Annotated in this window: 18 protein-coding genes; 11 read left to right on the top strand and 7 right to left on the bottom strand. The window is 35.5% G+C overall.

The features are described 5' to 3' along the window. Window position 1: 1 nt before the first annotated feature. Window positions 2–484 carry a hypothetical protein gene (locus tag HZR84_14310; protein ID QNL23066.1) on the bottom strand — a complete coding sequence of 161 codons (483 nt, stop codon included), beginning with the start codon at window positions 482–484 and terminating at the stop codon, window positions 2–4. A 96-nt stretch (window positions 485–580) separates the two neighbouring features. Beyond that, on the bottom strand, window positions 581–1006 hold the full coding sequence (locus HZR84_14305; GenBank protein ID QNL23065.1) for a hypothetical protein: 426 nt from the start codon (window positions 1004–1006) through the stop codon (window positions 581–583). An 808-nt stretch (window positions 1007–1814) separates the two neighbouring features. On the opposite strand from HZR84_14305, the gene HZR84_14300 reads away from it, so the two are divergent. Genes HZR84_14300 through HZR84_14290 form a run of 3 tightly spaced genes read left to right on the top strand, consistent with a single transcriptional unit; the run spans window position 1815 to window position 2635 of the window. Continuing rightward, entirely contained in the window at window positions 1815–2048 is a 234-nt protein-coding gene (locus tag HZR84_14300) for a hypothetical protein (GenBank protein ID QNL23064.1), read from the top strand. Next, window positions 2032–2334 (top strand): type II toxin-antitoxin system RelE/ParE family toxin, encoded by a 303-nt coding sequence (locus HZR84_14295; protein QNL23063.1) that lies wholly within the window; start codon window positions 2032–2034, stop codon window positions 2332–2334. The genes HZR84_14300 and HZR84_14295 overlap by 17 nt, the downstream gene beginning before the upstream one ends. A gap of 10 nt (window positions 2335–2344) precedes the next feature. Beyond that, window positions 2345–2635 (top strand): HigA family addiction module antidote protein, encoded by a 291-nt coding sequence (locus HZR84_14290; GenBank protein ID QNL23062.1) that lies wholly within the window; start codon window positions 2345–2347, stop codon window positions 2633–2635. A 119-nt stretch (window positions 2636–2754) separates the two neighbouring features. Here HZR84_14290 and HZR84_14285 read toward each other — a convergent pair whose 3' ends face one another. From HZR84_14285 to HZR84_14265, 5 genes are all read right to left on the bottom strand, one after another. After that, the gene (locus HZR84_14285) at window positions 2755–3096 is read right to left on the bottom strand and encodes a type II toxin-antitoxin system HicB family antitoxin (protein QNL23061.1); all 342 of its coding nucleotides are present in this window, start codon (window positions 3094–3096) and stop codon (window positions 2755–2757) included. Beyond that, the gene (locus HZR84_14280) at window positions 3093–3335 is read right to left on the bottom strand and encodes a type II toxin-antitoxin system HicA family toxin (protein QNL23060.1); all 243 of its coding nucleotides are present in this window, start codon (window positions 3333–3335) and stop codon (window positions 3093–3095) included. The genes HZR84_14285 and HZR84_14280 overlap by 4 nt, the downstream gene beginning before the upstream one ends. A 581-nt stretch (window positions 3336–3916) precedes the next feature. Then, window positions 3917–4255, bottom strand: coding sequence for a hypothetical protein (locus HZR84_14275; GenBank protein QNL23059.1), 339 nt, complete (start codon window positions 4253–4255; stop codon window positions 3917–3919). Window positions 4256–4678: 423 nt separating this feature from the next. Beyond that, on the bottom strand, window positions 4679–5206 hold the full coding sequence (locus HZR84_14270; GenBank protein ID QNL23058.1) for a hypothetical protein: 528 nt from the start codon (window positions 5204–5206) through the stop codon (window positions 4679–4681). 2 nt (window positions 5207–5208) lie between these two features. Then, window positions 5209–6084, bottom strand: coding sequence for a hypothetical protein (locus HZR84_14265; protein QNL23057.1), 876 nt, complete (start codon window positions 6082–6084; stop codon window positions 5209–5211). A 407-nt stretch (window positions 6085–6491) separates the two neighbouring features. Here HZR84_14265 and HZR84_14260 point away from each other — a divergent pair, with 407 nt between their 5' ends. The 8 genes from HZR84_14260 to HZR84_14225 all read left to right on the top strand — a co-directional run bounded on the left by HZR84_14260 (window position 6492) and on the right by HZR84_14225 (window position 17308). Then, window positions 6492–6731: a hypothetical protein gene (locus tag HZR84_14260; GenBank protein QNL23056.1), complete on the top strand. Its 240-nt coding sequence runs from the start codon at window positions 6492–6494 to the stop codon at window positions 6729–6731. Beyond that, window positions 6712–7062 (top strand): type II toxin-antitoxin system PemK/MazF family toxin, encoded by a 351-nt coding sequence (locus tag HZR84_14255; protein QNL23055.1) that lies wholly within the window; start codon window positions 6712–6714, stop codon window positions 7060–7062. The genes HZR84_14260 and HZR84_14255 overlap by 20 nt, the downstream gene beginning before the upstream one ends. A gap of 624 nt (window positions 7063–7686) precedes the next feature. Next, the gene (locus HZR84_14250; protein ID QNL23054.1) at window positions 7687–10014 is read left to right on the top strand and encodes a PAS domain-containing sensor histidine kinase; all 2328 of its coding nucleotides are present in this window, start codon (window positions 7687–7689) and stop codon (window positions 10012–10014) included. Window positions 10015–10069: 55 nt separating this feature from the next. After that, complete coding sequence (locus HZR84_14245) at window positions 10070–10972, top strand: hypothetical protein (GenBank protein ID QNL23275.1); 903 nt, start codon at window positions 10070–10072, stop codon at window positions 10970–10972. 160 nt (window positions 10973–11132) lie between these two features. Continuing rightward, a complete protein-coding gene (locus HZR84_14240) occupies window positions 11133–12362 on the top strand; it encodes a DUF4856 domain-containing protein (GenBank protein ID QNL23274.1) in 1230 nt (409 codons plus the stop codon). A 32-nt stretch (window positions 12363–12394) separates the two neighbouring features. Next, window positions 12395–13492, top strand: a complete 1098-nt coding sequence (locus tag HZR84_14235; protein ID QNL23053.1) for an imelysin family protein — start codon at window positions 12395–12397, stop codon at window positions 13490–13492. Further along, window positions 13492–14859: an HTTM domain-containing protein gene (locus HZR84_14230; protein QNL23052.1), complete on the top strand. Its 1368-nt coding sequence runs from the start codon at window positions 13492–13494 to the stop codon at window positions 14857–14859. The genes HZR84_14235 and HZR84_14230 overlap by 1 nt, the downstream gene beginning before the upstream one ends. Next, complete coding sequence (locus HZR84_14225; protein QNL23051.1) at window positions 14840–17308, top strand: TonB-dependent receptor; 2469 nt, start codon at window positions 14840–14842, stop codon at window positions 17306–17308. The genes HZR84_14230 and HZR84_14225 overlap by 20 nt, the downstream gene beginning before the upstream one ends. Window positions 17309–17316 lie beyond the last annotated feature (8 nt).

Below are 17316 nucleotides of genomic sequence, written 5' to 3'. Positions count from 1 at the left end.
ATTATTTAGTAACATTATTAAGTTGAGTTTGAAGTTTTTCGTTTTCTTTTTTAAGAGCAATTAAATGCAATGTTAGCTCCTCAATTTTTTTAAGCAGAATGGCATCCATTTTGGCAAGGTCATAACCATTTTCTTTTACTTCTGCTTCTTTCGGAACTTCAGGTAGGTGACCATTTTTATTAATGAAAGATTCAACTTCTTCAAGTTCAAGCAATTTGTAATCCTTATTAAAAACCTCATCATTCCATTCGTTCACATGGTCAACAACTACTTCTTGAAATATGCCCGTACCCTGAATCATTAGTTTCGAATTGGTATTTGCCTGGTTGGAATGTATTAATAGGGGATCTCCTATTATTACCTTATCTGTAAAAAATGATTCATTGTTTGCCATAATCTGGCCTTCAAAATTTGAAACACCTGTAACCGTAAAATCTCCCGGATAATTCGATGTGCTTAATCCAACACGCAGTTCTCCATACACATTTAAATTATAATCGCCGCCTGTTAAAGGAAATCCAAATTGAGCATCTGAATTGTTGAACTGGAACTTCTCGTTGCCATCTTTTTTGAATTTTAGTTAGCCCTGATTGTTCTCCATGTCCCAAACATCCTGAGCCGTTAATATTTCTACATAACTGGTAGGATCGGGGCCTCCGCTTCTGGATTGAGAACCTCCACCACCTCCTCCACCGGATTCATAGGTATATCTATGATCCAATCTAATCGTCGGAATTGGCGCTAAAAACTCACTATATTCAATATCCTCATATCCCAGAATATGTAAGGATTTTTGAGGATAATAAGGTATTTGCGGATGTTCTGATACATTTGGTGGAGGATAAATCAAATTTTCCTCATGATGGAATCCAATCCCTACTTTTCCGATAGTACCAATAGAACCATTATCCTCATATTCCGAAGTATAATCTTTTTGTGAATGCCAGGTTTGAGCAAATAGCACAGAGCCTGAAAGAAAAAAAATAATGCCTAATAAATATTTCATTTGAATTTATTTAAGAAAATGTCACTTCTTATATTTCATTTAAATCTTTGAATTTTTTCTAGATTCAGTCACGCACATTATTTAGAGTTATTAAATTAAAATAAATCAGAAATGTACAGGAACATATTAACAAGAAACGATAAGAATTAAATAGAAATACTTTTGTCAACTCTTCTTCAAGAATACTTATAGATCAGATAAAAAGCAAATAATTTCTTTTATGAATTTTATCAACTAAATCTGAGTTATTATTAAAATATTTTACAAGATGAAATCATATATTATTGATATTCTATTACTTGAGAAAATAATTGATCAATTTTATATTTGGATTTTTTTAAAAAAAATTAAAATAACTTAACACTATTTTAAATATTCCAGTTTGTAATTCATAGATACCAGCGCTATTGAATATTCATAAATAAATCTATAATAATTTATTTTTATTAAGCACCATGCTTTGTTAATAGAAGTATTTTTTTTGTCGATTAATGGCCGTATTTAGCTTTTTGTTTGAAAAAACCAAGGCTTGTAATCGGGAACTATTGAATCATTTATAAATGAATATTTTTGGCAGGATTAAAATCATGACTCTATTATGAGTTTGTTCAGAAAATTTCAAACTATCACTTAGCCAGCCCTCAAATATTGACCTTTTAATACGAATCTGAAATCTTATTTCTCAAAGCTCAAAACTCGAATCACAATACCGGTTTTCCGAATCTGGTTTAGAACTGAGGTGGCCATTATTTTGATAGCCATGTATTTGCCGCTTTTTGATTTGAATCGCTTGTTTTAAATTTGATGTATGGATATTGATATACAAAATAAAAAAATCGAGCTTATTCAATGGCTTTCAACTTTAAGTGATGAAACTTTAATTGACAAATTATTAAAGTTACGAGATAGCGAAAAATCTGATTGGTGGGAAAAATTGTCAAAAAAAGAAAAACAATCAATTAATAAAGGATTGGAAGATGCTGATAAAGGAGAGCTCACACCGCATTCAGAAGTGAAAAAATTATATGGAAAATGGTTATAAAATTCTTTGGACGGAGAATGCTCTTTACGAATTAAAAGAAACCATCATTTATATGGAGAAAAACTGGAATGAAAAAGTAATTCAAAAATTTGCCAATAAACTAGATAATACTCTAGAGTTAATTTCTAGGAATCCCGAATTATACCCAGTCTCAGGTAGAAAAAAAGATGTCAGAAGAGCAGTAATAATGAAAGTTAATTGTTTGTATTACAGAAAGAAAAAACACACCATTGAAATTTTATCATTCTTCTCAAATAGACAAAATCCTGAAAGCTTAAACTTTTAAATTTGGCCTGTTGACGAAATTTCTCAAAAACATACATCCCGGAGTAATTCTTTTAGAAGAATTTCTAAAACCAATGGAAATTACAGCTTATAAGCTAGCAAAAGAGACATTTCTTCCACAAACCAGGATTTCAGAAATCATAAAAGGAAGAAGGAGAATTACTGCGGATACTGCATTGCGGTTTTCACGCTTTTTCGGCAACAGCGAAAAATTCTGGCTTAATCTTCAGACTGATTATGATGTGGAAGAGGAATTGAGAAATAATTCTGAATTGATAGATAAGATAGTGAGATTTGGCTAATACCTTTCCTCCCCTAGTCCTAGTATCAATGTTTGGTTATTCATTTTGGCTGTACCTGATTTCTCCTGCAGATATTTATCAGCTGAGTCTGAGGAGCAGCATTAGGGAAGTATTTGGATTCAGGTAGGATCATCAGTCACTTTGGTTCTGATTGCTTCGGCTACAAGATTATTTAAGGATGTCTTCTTCTCCATGGCTAAAAGTGCTGCCTTTTGGTGTAAAGACGCTGATATCCTCACATTAAAGCTACCTTTAAATGGTTTATCGGGCGTTTTCCCTTCTTTCTTACAATCTTTAAGGTAAATGTTTACTGCTTCCTGAAAATCATTTTCCAAAAGCTTTCCTGTCTCACCTTCATATGAAATCAGTCCTCTGATGCCCAGCACTTTCCCATAGAGTAAATTATCCTCAGGACTATATTCTATGCTTCCTGTATATCCTTTGTATTGCAGATATTTCATTTTATAATAATTTCCTTCAGCTGCCGCAATTGGTACTTTTTCATTATTCCATTTGGATGAGGTTTATGTAAAATGATTGGGACTCCTTCAAAGTTTTCGAACTTTGCTCTCGATCCGGAGGTCTTCCCTTTTTTCATTTCTTCATAACCAAAATATCCAAGAAGAGTTACCATCTCATCATAATGAAAATCAGATGGTATTTTCAAAAACCTGGCAATCAGTTTGTCTTTCCTAGACAAAACGTAAAGTAACTATATTTAGTTGCATATTACAAACTCTATAACTTTTAAGAATCTGGAATACAATATTGACAATTAGCACCAATTAGCGTTTAAGAATTGTTTGAGAATACAATATCAGTTTGTTAAACCGTATTTTTTGCGGATAAATAAATACTGAATAAAATTTTAGGTCTTGTACAGTATGTTCGGGGAGACAGCTAAATCACAGCCGAATCCTTCGTTGATATTTATCGACCAAGCTGAGGAGGACTATTGTGGGGCTAAGGCCCCCTAGACAGGCATCGACACTAGTCAATTCTCAATCAGAGTCTTCTTCAGATGAGTCTGATGCTGACATCTAATGAATCATCTGCTCATTACTCCTTTTAGACCCCGCAATAAATGCGGGGATAGAAAAAGGTTTGGTTAGTTAGGTTGAATCAGTTGAACCCCCTCAGATCCTCGTGTTCCAAAAATAAAAATAAAAGTTTGTCCTTGTCTGTCTATCTATAAAGCTTCCGAAGGTTAAGGTCTCCTTCGCAGGAATCGACGCTAGTCAATTCTCAATCAGAGTCTTCTCCGAATGACGCTGATGGGGGTTAATCTTTTACTAATAAATCCCATTTAAAACCGTTGGAATCTATTATTCTTACATATCCCATTGATTTACTCCACCAAAATTCCTTGATGAATTTATTTTTTAAATTTTGAAAAATTATAACATCAAAATTTCCAAACTTCGTAGTCTTATGTAGCTCATTTTTTTTAAGAAATTCAGAATATTTTATTGATTTCGAATCCAAATTTAAATTTCTAAGCGTCAAACTAAAAATAATTTTTTCCTCCTCATCCCCGTTTTTGGCTACGAGAGTTATGAGTCTTTCAAATAACGCTTTCTTTTCAATACCAGTAGGCTTTCTGTAAACATTAATTACCATATGTTCATTTGACGGTGCTCCAATTCCGTCAGGAAATCTTCAATCCATTATCTCTTTTACTATGAGTGTGTCGCTGTTTCCACTATCTGATATAAATATCAATTCTTGCCCTATTTTATATGGGTTAATGCTTTTAATATCTTCAGACAAATAAGTTTTATCCGAAAGAATACAAGAAGAAGCAAGACTGTATATAATACAACACATGATCGTAATAAATTTGAAATTATTCATCATTTGAATCTTCATCACTTAATACACCAATGTCAATCAAATATTGAAATAATTCTGGATTTATTTTCATGAATTCTTCGCTTGTAAAAGATTCACTTAAATGTCCTCCTTATTTTTCACTCTGTTTATCTGGAACAATTCCTCGTTGCGCTGCGCTAAACGAGGACTATATGGGGGGTAAGCATTCAATTAATCCCTCGCTTTTTCCAAGTCCATCTTGGACTGCTTTTTTGGATCGAACACTCTCAAGAAAATTTCATAATTATTTAAATCCTTTTTCAAATTATTCAAAAACTCCGAGCGAAATTCTGTTTTCCTCAGACAAATTTCATTTACTGGTAATTCTATAACCACTTCTGACATATTGTTAGCTAATTTAAAACCAAGTGTAGATCCACCTAAGGCCTTACAAGTATCTAAATCGAATAATTCTGGAGGTTTTATATTTTTAAACCAAATATTATTCAAATACTGTTCTTGTTGTCTTTTTATCAATTCTTTCTTATGCATTGAAAATATTCTTATTGAATCATTTTTAATATACCAATAAGTTAAAGTTTCATAATATCTTAAATAAAACACATGTTGATTTTCTATATAGGCCTTTTCAATCAAATGGTCTTGAACATCTATTATATTTCTTGTTGAAGAGCACTTTAAAAATATCCAAGCCAACCCGATAAGAATCATTCTGAACATTAATTTTCTTTTCTTCAATTTCATTTCACACTTCGACCCATTTTAACTAGATCTTTATAATTTACTGAATTTACTACTCCTTGGCCGTTATAAAAAGATGCATGTTTAGTTCCTACAACTAGTCCTTGTCCTTGATAACCACTTTCCTCCAAATTTCTTTGGAAAGTGAGGTCTCTTTCCTTGGGTGTTGAACCGCCTCCAGCTTGAACATCAGGATTTGAGTGATCTGTATGAAAATGCATATAGAATTTAATTTTTGAGCCATCCTGTGGCTGCACATCTTTCCCGTTAACTTGGAATGGTGTTATCGTTCCTTTAGTTCTTAATAGACCACCCGGTGTAACATAACCAGTTGTTTTGGGTCCTTGATCCCATTTTACGGGACTTCCTTCATTTAATGTATGAAATCCTTGTTCTCGTTGTGTGTGATCCGCGACAGGTTTTAAATCCTCAATCATTTGCAAATCATCTCCGGTAGGTACATTTGATACCTCAGATCCGACTTTTAAGCTTCCGCCATAGATACTTCCTTCATTTGTTGCTTTTTTCACAGCTCTACGCGTTTTACCACTGACTAAGAAAACGTTACCATTTTCTTTACCATCATCACCTATCTGCTTAGTCCTTCCAAAGAAATTTTTAGCGAAAATTGGATCCTTTCCATTAGGGTCAAAAAATACAACAGGATTGTTTTCGGAATAAATGTATGGAGATACTCTAGGATACTTATATGAATGTGGATCAACCTGCAAAAACCTCCCAAAATCCGAATCGTAGAGCCTGGCTTCGAAATAATCGTAGCCGCTTTCCCGCCTGCGCTCCGATGGATATCGAAGCTTCGGACGGGCAAGCATCGTGTACCATTCAGAAGAATTGATTTTTTGATTCTTCATCAAATGAAAATAGTAAAATTAATTAAGTAAAAAGTCCTCTCCTGCCTGTCCGGTTTACCCGCCGCAGGTTAAGTAAATAACCGCAGGCATGGTAAGCAGGTACAGCCTTGCCCTCAATCTTCAGCTGATATTTATCAGCCGGTGCGGACGAGGACCAGTTGGGGGGCTGACGAGGACCAGTTTGGGGGTCTTTGTTATTAATTAGTGTAAGGAAAGTAAATGCGTTAAAAACGCGAACATTATAATCCTCGTTGCAAACCTGCCTGTCCGGTTTAGCTGCCGAAGGTTAAGCAAATAACCATAGGCATGGTAGGCAGGCGAGGACTATTGAAGGCTTAACAAATACAAAACTTATGTCATTTCAAGTGTTACTATTAGTATATACTTTCATTTTATTATAACTTTATAGAATGAAGAATTTATCATTAAAACTTGACGAGGAGGTTTTTGAAGAGTCTGAAAAGATTATAAAAAAGATTGGACAAGCTAGAAACCGCTATTTTAACGAAGCCATTGATTTATACAATAAAATTCATCAAAGAAGACTGCTTCAAAAAAAACTCAAGAAAGAATCATACCTGACCAGAGAAGAATCAATTTCTGTATTGATGGAGTTTGAAGACTTAGAATATGGTGATAAAGCAATTTGAAGTTTGGCTGGCAGATTTAAATCCAAGAAATGGCACTGAGTCCGGAAAAGTTAGACCGGTTCTTGTTATTCAAACTAATCTCTTAAACCGAATCTCTCATCCTTCCACTATAATTCTGCCAATCACCAGTAATGTCAATAAAGATTCCGAAATCTTAAGAGTATTTCTCAGTAAAGGGCAATCAGGGCTTGCAAAGGATAGTGATATAATGCTTGATCAAATTCGATCAATTGATAATCGAAGGCTTGCTAAAAAGTTGGGGCAAATTGGAGTACAAGAAATCAAAAAAATTAAAGAAAATCTTAAAATTATTTTGGATTTAGAGATTTGATACGGCATTCGCAATTGTAACCTTCCTCAATTCGTCCTCTCCTGCCTGTCCGGTTTACCCGACGTAGGTTAAGTAAATAACCATAGGCATAGTAGGCAGGCGAGGACTATTGAAGATAGAGAGTAAGATTTTTACTTTTTCAGCTTTTTCTCAATTTCCTTTATTCTCTTTTCATGGTCTCAGAATTGATCTGATGTAAATGCCATATAGTCCCTCATATCTTCACGAAATATCTTAAAAGAATCGCTCAATCCTTTAATGCCTTCATTCAGAAATGAAATTTTTGCATCCATAGAATTCAGGCTTCGACTGACTTTCTTTTCAAATTCTTCTTTTCATTGAATAAAAATAAATATCCACAACCTATTAAAGACATGTTAAATTAAATAATTCTCAACTTTTTTTAATGGTATTTTCAAAATCACAGTTTATTAAAAAAGTTTCAAGCCCTAACCTCCTCGCCCGCTTGCTATGTCGTCAAATCAATGAGCAATATGCAGGCCATGAATAATTGCAATAAGCTTAAAAAAGCCTTTGAATAATTGATGTAAGTAATTGCTAAAAGTTTGACCTAAGTTTTGATTTAAGCATTATAAATTCACAATACACTATCCAAATCAACACATGAGTGGCGAAGAAAGCGAAACCACTACAGTAGAAAAGCATCCGAATTGGTCTGAAAACGACAAATTTCAATTTAAAATTGAAAAGTTAAAGGCCAATTTATTTCTTCTGAAAATCAAGGGTAAAGCGGGTTCTGGCGATGCAAAAAAAATCCTCAGAAGCATAGAAAAGAACATTAGTACCAAATCTTTAGCACATTTAATAATTGATCTCGATGGCTTTCAAAAATTTCCCCTCTCCGATCGAAAAATTGTTTTTGAGTCATTCTGGAAATACAATACAGAAAAAAGAATTGCTTTTAGCTATCTCCTCAACGCCAATACTTTTATTAAATCCATTGCTACTTTAATTGGTGCTTTTTATAAAGGTGGGCATTTTGATTATGTGAAATCCCTGAACGAAGCAATAAGTAAGTTTGAGTCAAAAAAAGAAGAAAATTCAAACCAAACAGAACAAATAGAAAGAGCTATACAGGAAAAAAAATCAAATGATTTTATCAAGATAACTCATACTCAAACTTTTGAAAGCAAATCCAACCCCGGTTCAAGTTTAATTTGCAGCATAATTGAGCCAAACATTGTGCTTTATGAATACTATGGGACCATTGACATGGATCTTGCAAAAAACTATGTTCCATTTGCCGAAAATGCTTATAAACAAATAGGGAAGTTTCATTTTATTGTTGACCTTAAAAACAGCACAAAAGTCACAAAAGAGGTTCGGGAGTATTACAATTCTGTCAACGAAGGTTTTCTACCTATGGTACATTGGAATTATTATAATCTCACTTCCTTATTTTCTGTACTTTACAAGATATACGCGCTAATCAATCCCTCTTTTATAAAACATGTAAAAGTCATTCAGTCTGTCCCCGAATGCATAAAAAACATTCACTCTAATACCGAAGTGAAGGACTTAATTAAACACAAAAAAAACTCTCAGAATTATCTCTCAAATGAAGAGCTAAAAAATTTGGATAAGGAATCTCTGATTCAATACATCAATGTATTGCAATCGGAAATGGACTATCAGCAAAACCAAAGTAAAATCCGCTCCGAAGAAATGTTTGAAATCCTATCCAAGATTACATGGAGCGGAAATTTTGATCATATCAATTTACCTGAAATACATGAAAGCGATGATTTTTACAATGTCTATAAATCCATTGAACTCCTAAAGCACGATGTCGGCGATTTGATAGAGGAATTAAAATCCACCAATCAAAATCTGGAAGCGCTTGTAGAAAAGCGCAGCAAAGTAATCATTTACAAGGAGTCGAATTTAAGAGCCATTATCGAAAACTTTCAATCGCCCGTTTGGCTAATTGATAAAAAATATAGAGTCCTTGAATTCAACGGATTATTTAAGGAGAATATGCTTAAGCACTATAACATAAATCTTGAAAAAGGCGATGATATATTAGCCAATTTTCCGGATAAGCTGTTAAAGGAATGGAAAGAGCGCTACGATCTATGCTTGAAGGGGGAATCCAAAAATTATTTTGAATCTTACGATTTTCCCGGTGGTAAAAAATATTTCGAGATAAAAACTTTTCCTATCTATGCAAAAAACGAAATACACGGCGTAGGTATAGTAGCCATCGATATAAGCGATTTACAGAATTCCAAAGAAAAGCTCGAAGATCAAAATGTTAAATTAAGCAAATTGAATAATGAGCTCGACAGTTTTATTTATCGCTCCTCACATGACTTAAGGGCACCAATTTCTTCGGTCAAAGGATTAATAGAGATAAGTAAAATGGAAGAGGATCCTGCCATAAAATTGCAATATCTCGAAATGATGGGATCGACCATGGATAAACTCGATGGCTTCATTCACGAAATTGTTGACATCACTAAAAATGAAAAACTGGAGTTAAAATTTGAAGACTGTAAATTGTATGATTTATTTGATACCATTTTAGAGGAATTAGGGCATAAGGAAAGCATCAATAAAATAAGAATAGAGAATCGGATTGATAAAAAATTTATAATAAAATCGGACAAAAACAGATTAAAAACCCTTTTCAAGAATATAATAGCCAATTCCATCAAATACCGCGATGAGAAAAAGGAATCTTATATCCATATAAGCTCATCATTAAATAAACACAAAATAATCGTAGAAATAGAAGACAATGGCCTAGGAATTAAAAAGAAATACCTGCCTAAACTCACCGGCATGTTTTACAGGGCACATCCGGAAAAAAGCGGTTCTGGACTGGGTTTGTATATTGTAAAGGAGATACTTACCAAACTGAAAGGGGAATTAGAATTGGAATCTGAATACGGCAAATTCACAAAAACCAGAGTCAGTTTCAAAAAATGATTTGAATTCAAAATAATAATACTTTCAAACTCATTGGCCTTTCTGTAGTTTATTAATCGTGCAATCAGTCTCCCGGATCGATAAACTTCATAAAACCTTTCTTTCTGAGGACGTAATGAAAAAAAGCGAAAGGGCCATCATTGCCATCTCAATAATCAGCTTTATCATTCATCTCATACTAATTTTTCTGGCTGATCTTGGCATGCTTGGAAATTTAGGAGAATCTGAACTTCTCTCCAGTCCCATATCTGCTATTTACACGCCTTTTTCATTCATTCTCTTTTTCGAAGTCTATCTTCTTGTTTTCTATTTGCCCAAATCCATTACCGTTTATATCGGGAAGCAATACGAGATCATTACTTTAATTGTGATCAGAAGGCTTTTCAAAGACCTTTCACAATTAGAATTAAGCAACGATTGGTTTGAAATCAAATACGATCTGCAATTTACCTATGATATCATTGCTGCGATCGCCTTGTTTTTTCTGATTTACATTTTTAATAAACTCAATAAAATCAATGAAGAACGTCGTCTGCCCCGCGAAGATCACGATGAGAAATTAACACGCTTTATTTCCTTAAAAAAACTGCTCGGTAGTATTCTAGTTCCTGTTTTTATAATTATGGCGCTTTATAGTCTGGGCCTATGGATATTCACAAGTTTTTTTGCTCCGGATCATGGTATTGACAATTTTAGGGATGTCAATAAGATTTTCTTTGATGAGTTTTTTACGGTTTTGATTTTAACCGATGTCCTCCTTCTGCTCTTATCTCTCTTTCAAACCAGTAAGTTTAGCAAAGTATTCAGAAATTCGGGCTTTATCATCTCCACCATCCTTATTAGAATTTCTTTTGGTACCGAGGGTTTAATCAATTCAATTTTGATCGTCGTGGCCGTATTATTTGGAGTGCTTGTATTGGCCATTCACAATAAATTTTCCAAACTCGAGAAAAACTAATCTCCTGATCTCAAATTTTGGTTTATTGATGAAAGATGAATAAATAATTAATTTGTATTATCTGAAATCATATAAAATTAACCTTCTATTCCTTGCCTCTTTTAAACATGAGCCTTAAATTCGCATCTTATTTATAATTAATCTAAATAAAAATAGAGTGATTAAATATTATCTAATCATTGCAGTCCTAATTTCGCTTTTGTCTTGTTCAGACGATAATGACAATCCTCAACCACAATCAAATATTTCCAATCCGGAGTTTTACATATATGAAAGAAATGGTGAGAGCAGTGTAGATTTTAGTGGACAGACAATAAGGATATTAATGGCTGAGGAATTAGTATCGGCATGCAAAGATTTTAACTCTACTGAAACAAGTCTTCGGGAACTGTACCGAAATGAGTCATCTTCCGGAACCAATGTTGATCCTTTTCAAAATCCTGATCTCAATACATCAATTAAAAGTGTAAGGGAAAAAGTGGCAGCATCCATTGATCTCTTCTCTGCAAATTCATCCGAATCTGCAGCCATTAAAAATTTCATAGAATCGCTATTCTTTCTTCTTGAAATTGAAGTTTACCCCAATAAAAATCAGTTGGCAAGTCCCGGAATTGCCGGCCAAATAGCAGATGGAAGCGCTACCCGATATATAGCTCCAAGCGGGCTTGAATACGATCAGATTATCAATAAAAGTCTTATTGGTGCATTGATGGTTGACCAGGTCATCAATAATTACATAAGCCCAACGCTTTTGAACCAAAACAACATTCGGCAGGATAACAATAACAAAGTGCTTCTCGATGGAACAAATTATACACAGATGGAACATTTATGGGATGAGGCTTACGGCTATCTTTATGGTACATCGGTTAATACAGCAAATCCCAATGCCAGCATCGGGGCGGATGACAATTTTCTGAATAAATATATCGGTAGAGTAAATGAAGATGAAGATTTTACTGGCATTGCCGAACAAATATTTAATGCCTTCAAAATTGGTCGCGCAGCAATCCTTGCAAATAATTATACACTAAGAGACGAGCAGATCGCAATTTTGAGAAACGAAATATCAAATTTAATTGCAATCAGGGCTGTTTATTATATGCAACAGGGAAAGAATGCCTTGCCGGCCGATAGAAACAATTACAGTGCATATGGTTCAGCATTCCACGATTTATCAGAAGGCTACGGATTTTTATACAGCCTTAGATTTACCCGAAATGGGGAAGGTGAAGAACTTTTTAGCCGTGAAGAAGTCGATAATTTAATTTCAAAATTGTTGAGCGATGGTTCTAATGGCCTGTGGGATGTTAAAGCGGAAACACTCGATGAAATATCAGAAATAATTTCATCTAAATTTAATTTCACAGTTGCACAGGCAGGTGAATAGATTATTATTTTTGTAAAAAATCAAATCGTGAAATGATGAATAGAGGGGTTCTGATAATTTTAATTCCATTGCTGTTTGCATGCTCTGAGGACGAATCACCTGAAACCCAAAATGATAATTTTGATCGTCAAAGCATGCTTATCAATTGGGCCGATAATATAATTATTCCCTCCTACAAGGCTTATGAATACAGTCTTTTAGCTTTGCAAAGCGCTAAAAATGATTTTATCGCAAATCCTGATATTTCTTCCTTATCAGAATTGAGAATTAAATGGGAAGAAGCCTATCTCAATTGGCAAAAAGTGTCCATGTTTCAGATCGGCATGGCAGAGCAAATTACCTTACGCGACTTTACAAATATTTATCCCTGCGATAAGGAAGAAATCGAAATGGCCATCAGTTCTGGTGACTATAATTTGGAATTGCCATCAAGCAGGGATATGCAGGGTTTTCCGGCATTGGATTATTTGCTTTACGGTATGGCTGATTCAGAAAATGAATTGCTCCAAAAACTCTCGCAAACAGCCTATTCCTCCTATCTGTCTGAGCTCGTCGAACGCTTATTGTTTTTGAGCCAATCTGTTATAGATGATTGGGAAGGTGATTATCGCGATCAGTTTGTAGAAAACGACGGATCGGATGCGGGTAGTTCGGTGAATAAAATGCTCAACGATTATATGTTTTATTATGAAAAAGTGCTTCGGGCCGGAAAAGTCGGGATTCCGGCGGGTGTTTTTTCAAGTACCAGCAGAAGTGATTTGGTTGAAGCCCCCTATCGCGGTGATTTGTCAAAATCCTTATGTCTCAGTGCTTTAAATTCGGTTATCAATTTTTTCCATGGGAGACATTATAATTCAAACGAAGAAGGGGAAAGTCTTAAAAGCTATCTCGACTATCTCAATTCGGTATCCGAAACAGAAAGCCTGAGTTTGAGTATCGCCAATCAATTTGATCTTTCAAGAGATAAAATTGAAAGTCTGAATGAAGATTTTGCATTACAAATTCAGACGGATAATTCGGCCATGTTAGAAGCCTATGATGAACTTCAAAGCAATGTGGTTTTAATGAAAGTAGACATGTTTCAAGCCATGAATATTCGCGTAGATTATGTCGATGCCGACGGTGATTAATGTTTCAAGGGATTAGGTCATATTTACAAAGCACTACAAAGGCTGCACCACTGGCAGCCTTTCGTATTTTATTCGGTTTGCTGATGTTTGTCAGTCTGATCCGCTTTGCATTAAACGGATGGATAGAGAAACTTTACATAGAGCCTAAATTCTTCTTTCATTACTACGGCTTCGAATTTGTAAAACCACTGGGCAATTTCACTTATCTTATCTTTTTTATCTGCGCTATCGCCTCGCTTGGAGTGGCATTGGGTTATAAGTATCGTCTTTCCATCATCGTTTTTTTTCTGAGCTTTACCTATATCGAGCTGATGGATTTGACCACCTATCTCAACCACTATTATTTCATCAGTATTATTTCCTTCGTAATGATCTTTCTTCCGGCCAATGCCTATTTTTCATACGACGCTTATAAAAACCCTAGGAGGGCCTTTGAATATGTTCCCAATTGGACCATTGATGTTATAAAACTTCTTCTTTCGATAGTTTATTTCTATGCCGGATTGGCCAAATTAAATTCTGATTGGATCATATATGCAATGCCTTTGAGCATTTGGCTTCCCTCCGCCTATGACTTACCTTTTCTCGGGGAATTTTTGCAGCAGAGATGGCTGATATATCTATTTTCCTGGTCAGGAGCAGTTTACGATCTTAGCATTCCTTTTTTGCTTTTTTATAAAAAAACCAGGTGGTACGCTTTTTTCCTTGTAATTGTATTCCATCTTTTGACCGGGGCCCTGTTCCCTATTGGCATGTTCCCTTATATCATGATTGCTGCGAGCACCATTTTCTTTGAGTCCAAATGGCATCAAAAAGCCATAAACTATCTTGCGGGATTGCTAAAAATTAGTTTGGAGAAATTTGATAATGCGCTAAAAAAAACAGAGTCATTTTCAATGGTATCAAGACTAAAATTATCCTTTCTTGGTTTATTCCTACTCCTTCAATTGCTCTTTCCATTCCGTTACCTTGCCTATCCCGGTGAGCTCTTTTGGACAGAAGAAGGCTATCGGTTTTCATGGCGCGTAATGCTGATGGAAAAAGCGGCCAATGCCCAATTTAAAATCTCAGAACCACAGAGTGGAATTGAATTTTACGTTGACAATAGCAAGTTTCTCAGCGGTTTTCAGGAAAAACAGATGTCGGGTCAGCCGGACATGATCCTTCAATACGCCCATTTCCTTAAAGCGCATTATGAGAAACAAGGAATGAAAAATGTAGAGGTTTATGCCGATGTATTTGTAGCATTAAACGGTCGCAAAAGCAAAAGGTACATTTCACCGGAAATCGATTTAAGTAAAATCAATGATTCTTTTGCGCATAAAAACTGGATCTTAAAATTTGACGATGAGATTAGCGGTTTTTAGTTTATTTATTTTTCTAATACTCAAAGCCACAGGTTCTGTCGCGCAATTCAGCATAAAAGGCATTGTATCCGATTTAAACTCAAATCAAAAAATTCCCGGTGTCGAAGTTTACAATTCAAATGTCAACGAAATAGCGCTGACAGATCAAAACGGTCAATTCCTTTTAAAAGACTTAGACAAAGACATATATTCCCTAACCTTTTTTAAATCGGGCTATGGCGTTAAAGAAATTAAAATACAAGTTCGAAACGATACAATTCTGCGCGTTGGAATGGAAATACTCAGTCAAGAGCTTTCTGAGGTTCTCATTTCAGAACAGAAAGAAGAAATATTTAGCATAGAAAGACTTGATCCAGTAGAAGGGACAGCGATTTATGCTGGTAAAAAGTCGGAAGTGGTGAAACTGAATAATTTCGTGGGGAATACCGCCTCCAATAATCCCAGACAAATTTATTCACAGGTCGTTGGTCTGAATATTTATGAGGGCAATGATGCTGGCCTGCAATTGAATGTGGGTGGACGCGGGCTGGATCCCAACCGAACCTCTAATTTCAATACAAGACAAAACGGTTACGATATCAGTGCAGATGTTTTGGGCTATCCGGAAAGTTATTATACGCCCACCGCTGATGCGTTAAGTGAAATACGGATAGTCAGGGGTGCCGCCTCGCTTCAGTACGGAACACAGTTTGGCGGGATGATCAATTTTAAATTAAAAGAACCCAATCTCGAGAAAAAGCTCGAATTTATAAGTCGGAATACCATTGGCTCATTTGAATTGCTGAATACTTTCAATAGCATTTCGGGAAAAATCGGCCAATTCTCATATTATTCATTTATCAATTACAAACAGGGCTCCGGATTCAGGCCAAATTCTGAATTTAACTCCTTTAATGCTTTCTCAAGTCTCAATTACGATTTTAGCGACAAAACGAGCATCAACTTTGAATTGACCTATCTCAATTATTTGGCTCAACAGGCCGGTGGATTGACGGATTCCCAATTTGAAGAAAACATTAGATACAGCAACAGAGAACGAAATTGGTTTGCAGTTGACTGGCAGTTGTATTCAATCAGACTCAAACACAAACTGACCTATCGCACCAATATTAGTTTGAATATTTTTGCTTTAAACGCTGAAAGAAATGCCCTGGGATTTCGCGGTGATCCCCAAAGACCCGAACGAAACCCAATTACAGAACAGGACGATCCAGCTCTTCCCAGAGATCTCATCAAAGGAAATTTTAAAAACTGGGGTGCCGAACTGAGGTCCATTACCCGTTACAGGCCTTTCAATAAAGATGCGGTATTTCTAATCGGAGCAAAATACTATCAGTCCGACAATACTTCTGTTCAGGGCCCGGGCTCGGTCGGAGGCGAGGCTGACTTTTCATTTGCCAATTCCCGCTTTCCCTCCTATCCAAATCAATCCGATTTTCGATTCCCCAATTTTAATCTGGCTTTGTTTACAGAACATATACTGAATCTGAACAGCAAGTTTTCGATTACGCCCGGAATCCGATTGGAGCACATCAGGACTCAATCGATAGGTGATTATTTAAATATAAATTACGACATCGCCGGCAATGAAATTTTTAGAGAATTGAGAACCGATAACCGAAGCCTGGAAAGAGATATTGCTTTATTTGGATTGGGCTTGAGTTATTATGAGTCGAGTTCACTTGAGTTCTATGCCAATATTTCCCAGAATTACCGATCCGTCACTTTCTCTGATATACGCGTAGTCAACCCAACCTTTATCATTTCTCCGGATATCAGCGATGAAAGGGGCTTTACAACTGATCTGGGCATGCGTGGAACCTGGAGTACTTATTTGTCCTATGATCTGGGTGCTTTTTCTATGCTTTATAATGACAGGATTGGCACCATACTCATAGAAACCGGCCCGAATAAAGGCGACCGTGTCCGACAAAACATTGGAGATGCCTGGATTTACGGTGCTGAGCTATTTGCCGACTGGAACATGTTAAAAACCTTTGGCTCAAAAGCCGATAATTTTCGAATAAATCCATTTGTCAATTTAGCCATTACCAATTCCGAATACATCAACAGCGATGAAAACAATGTCAGTGGCAAAAAGGTAGAGTTTATTCCTCTCGTCAATTTAAAAACCGGTATGCGAATAAAAATTCAGAATATTTCCATTAGCACCCAGTTTACCTATTTGTTTGAACAATTTACCGATGCGGAAAACACTGAAAGTGCTCAAAAAGGGGATAGTCGGGAGGGCATTATTGGAACCATACCGGAATATTATGTGGCCGATCTTTCCATGGTTTATACCTTAAATAAAATGTCAATTGAAACCGGTGTTAACAATCTACTGAATAACAAATATTTCACCCGCAGAGCCACCGGTTACCCCGGCCCCGGAATTATTCCTGCAGACGGGCGAGCTTTCTATTTTACACTGGGACTAAAGTTATGATCAAATGA

Source organism: Hyphobacterium sp. CCMP332 (assembly GCA_014323545.1).
GTDB lineage: Bacteria > Bacteroidota > Bacteroidia > Cytophagales > CCMP332 > CCMP332.
The sequence above is the reverse complement of the archived record's forward strand: the minus strand, read 5'-3'. Positions and strand labels throughout refer to the sequence as shown.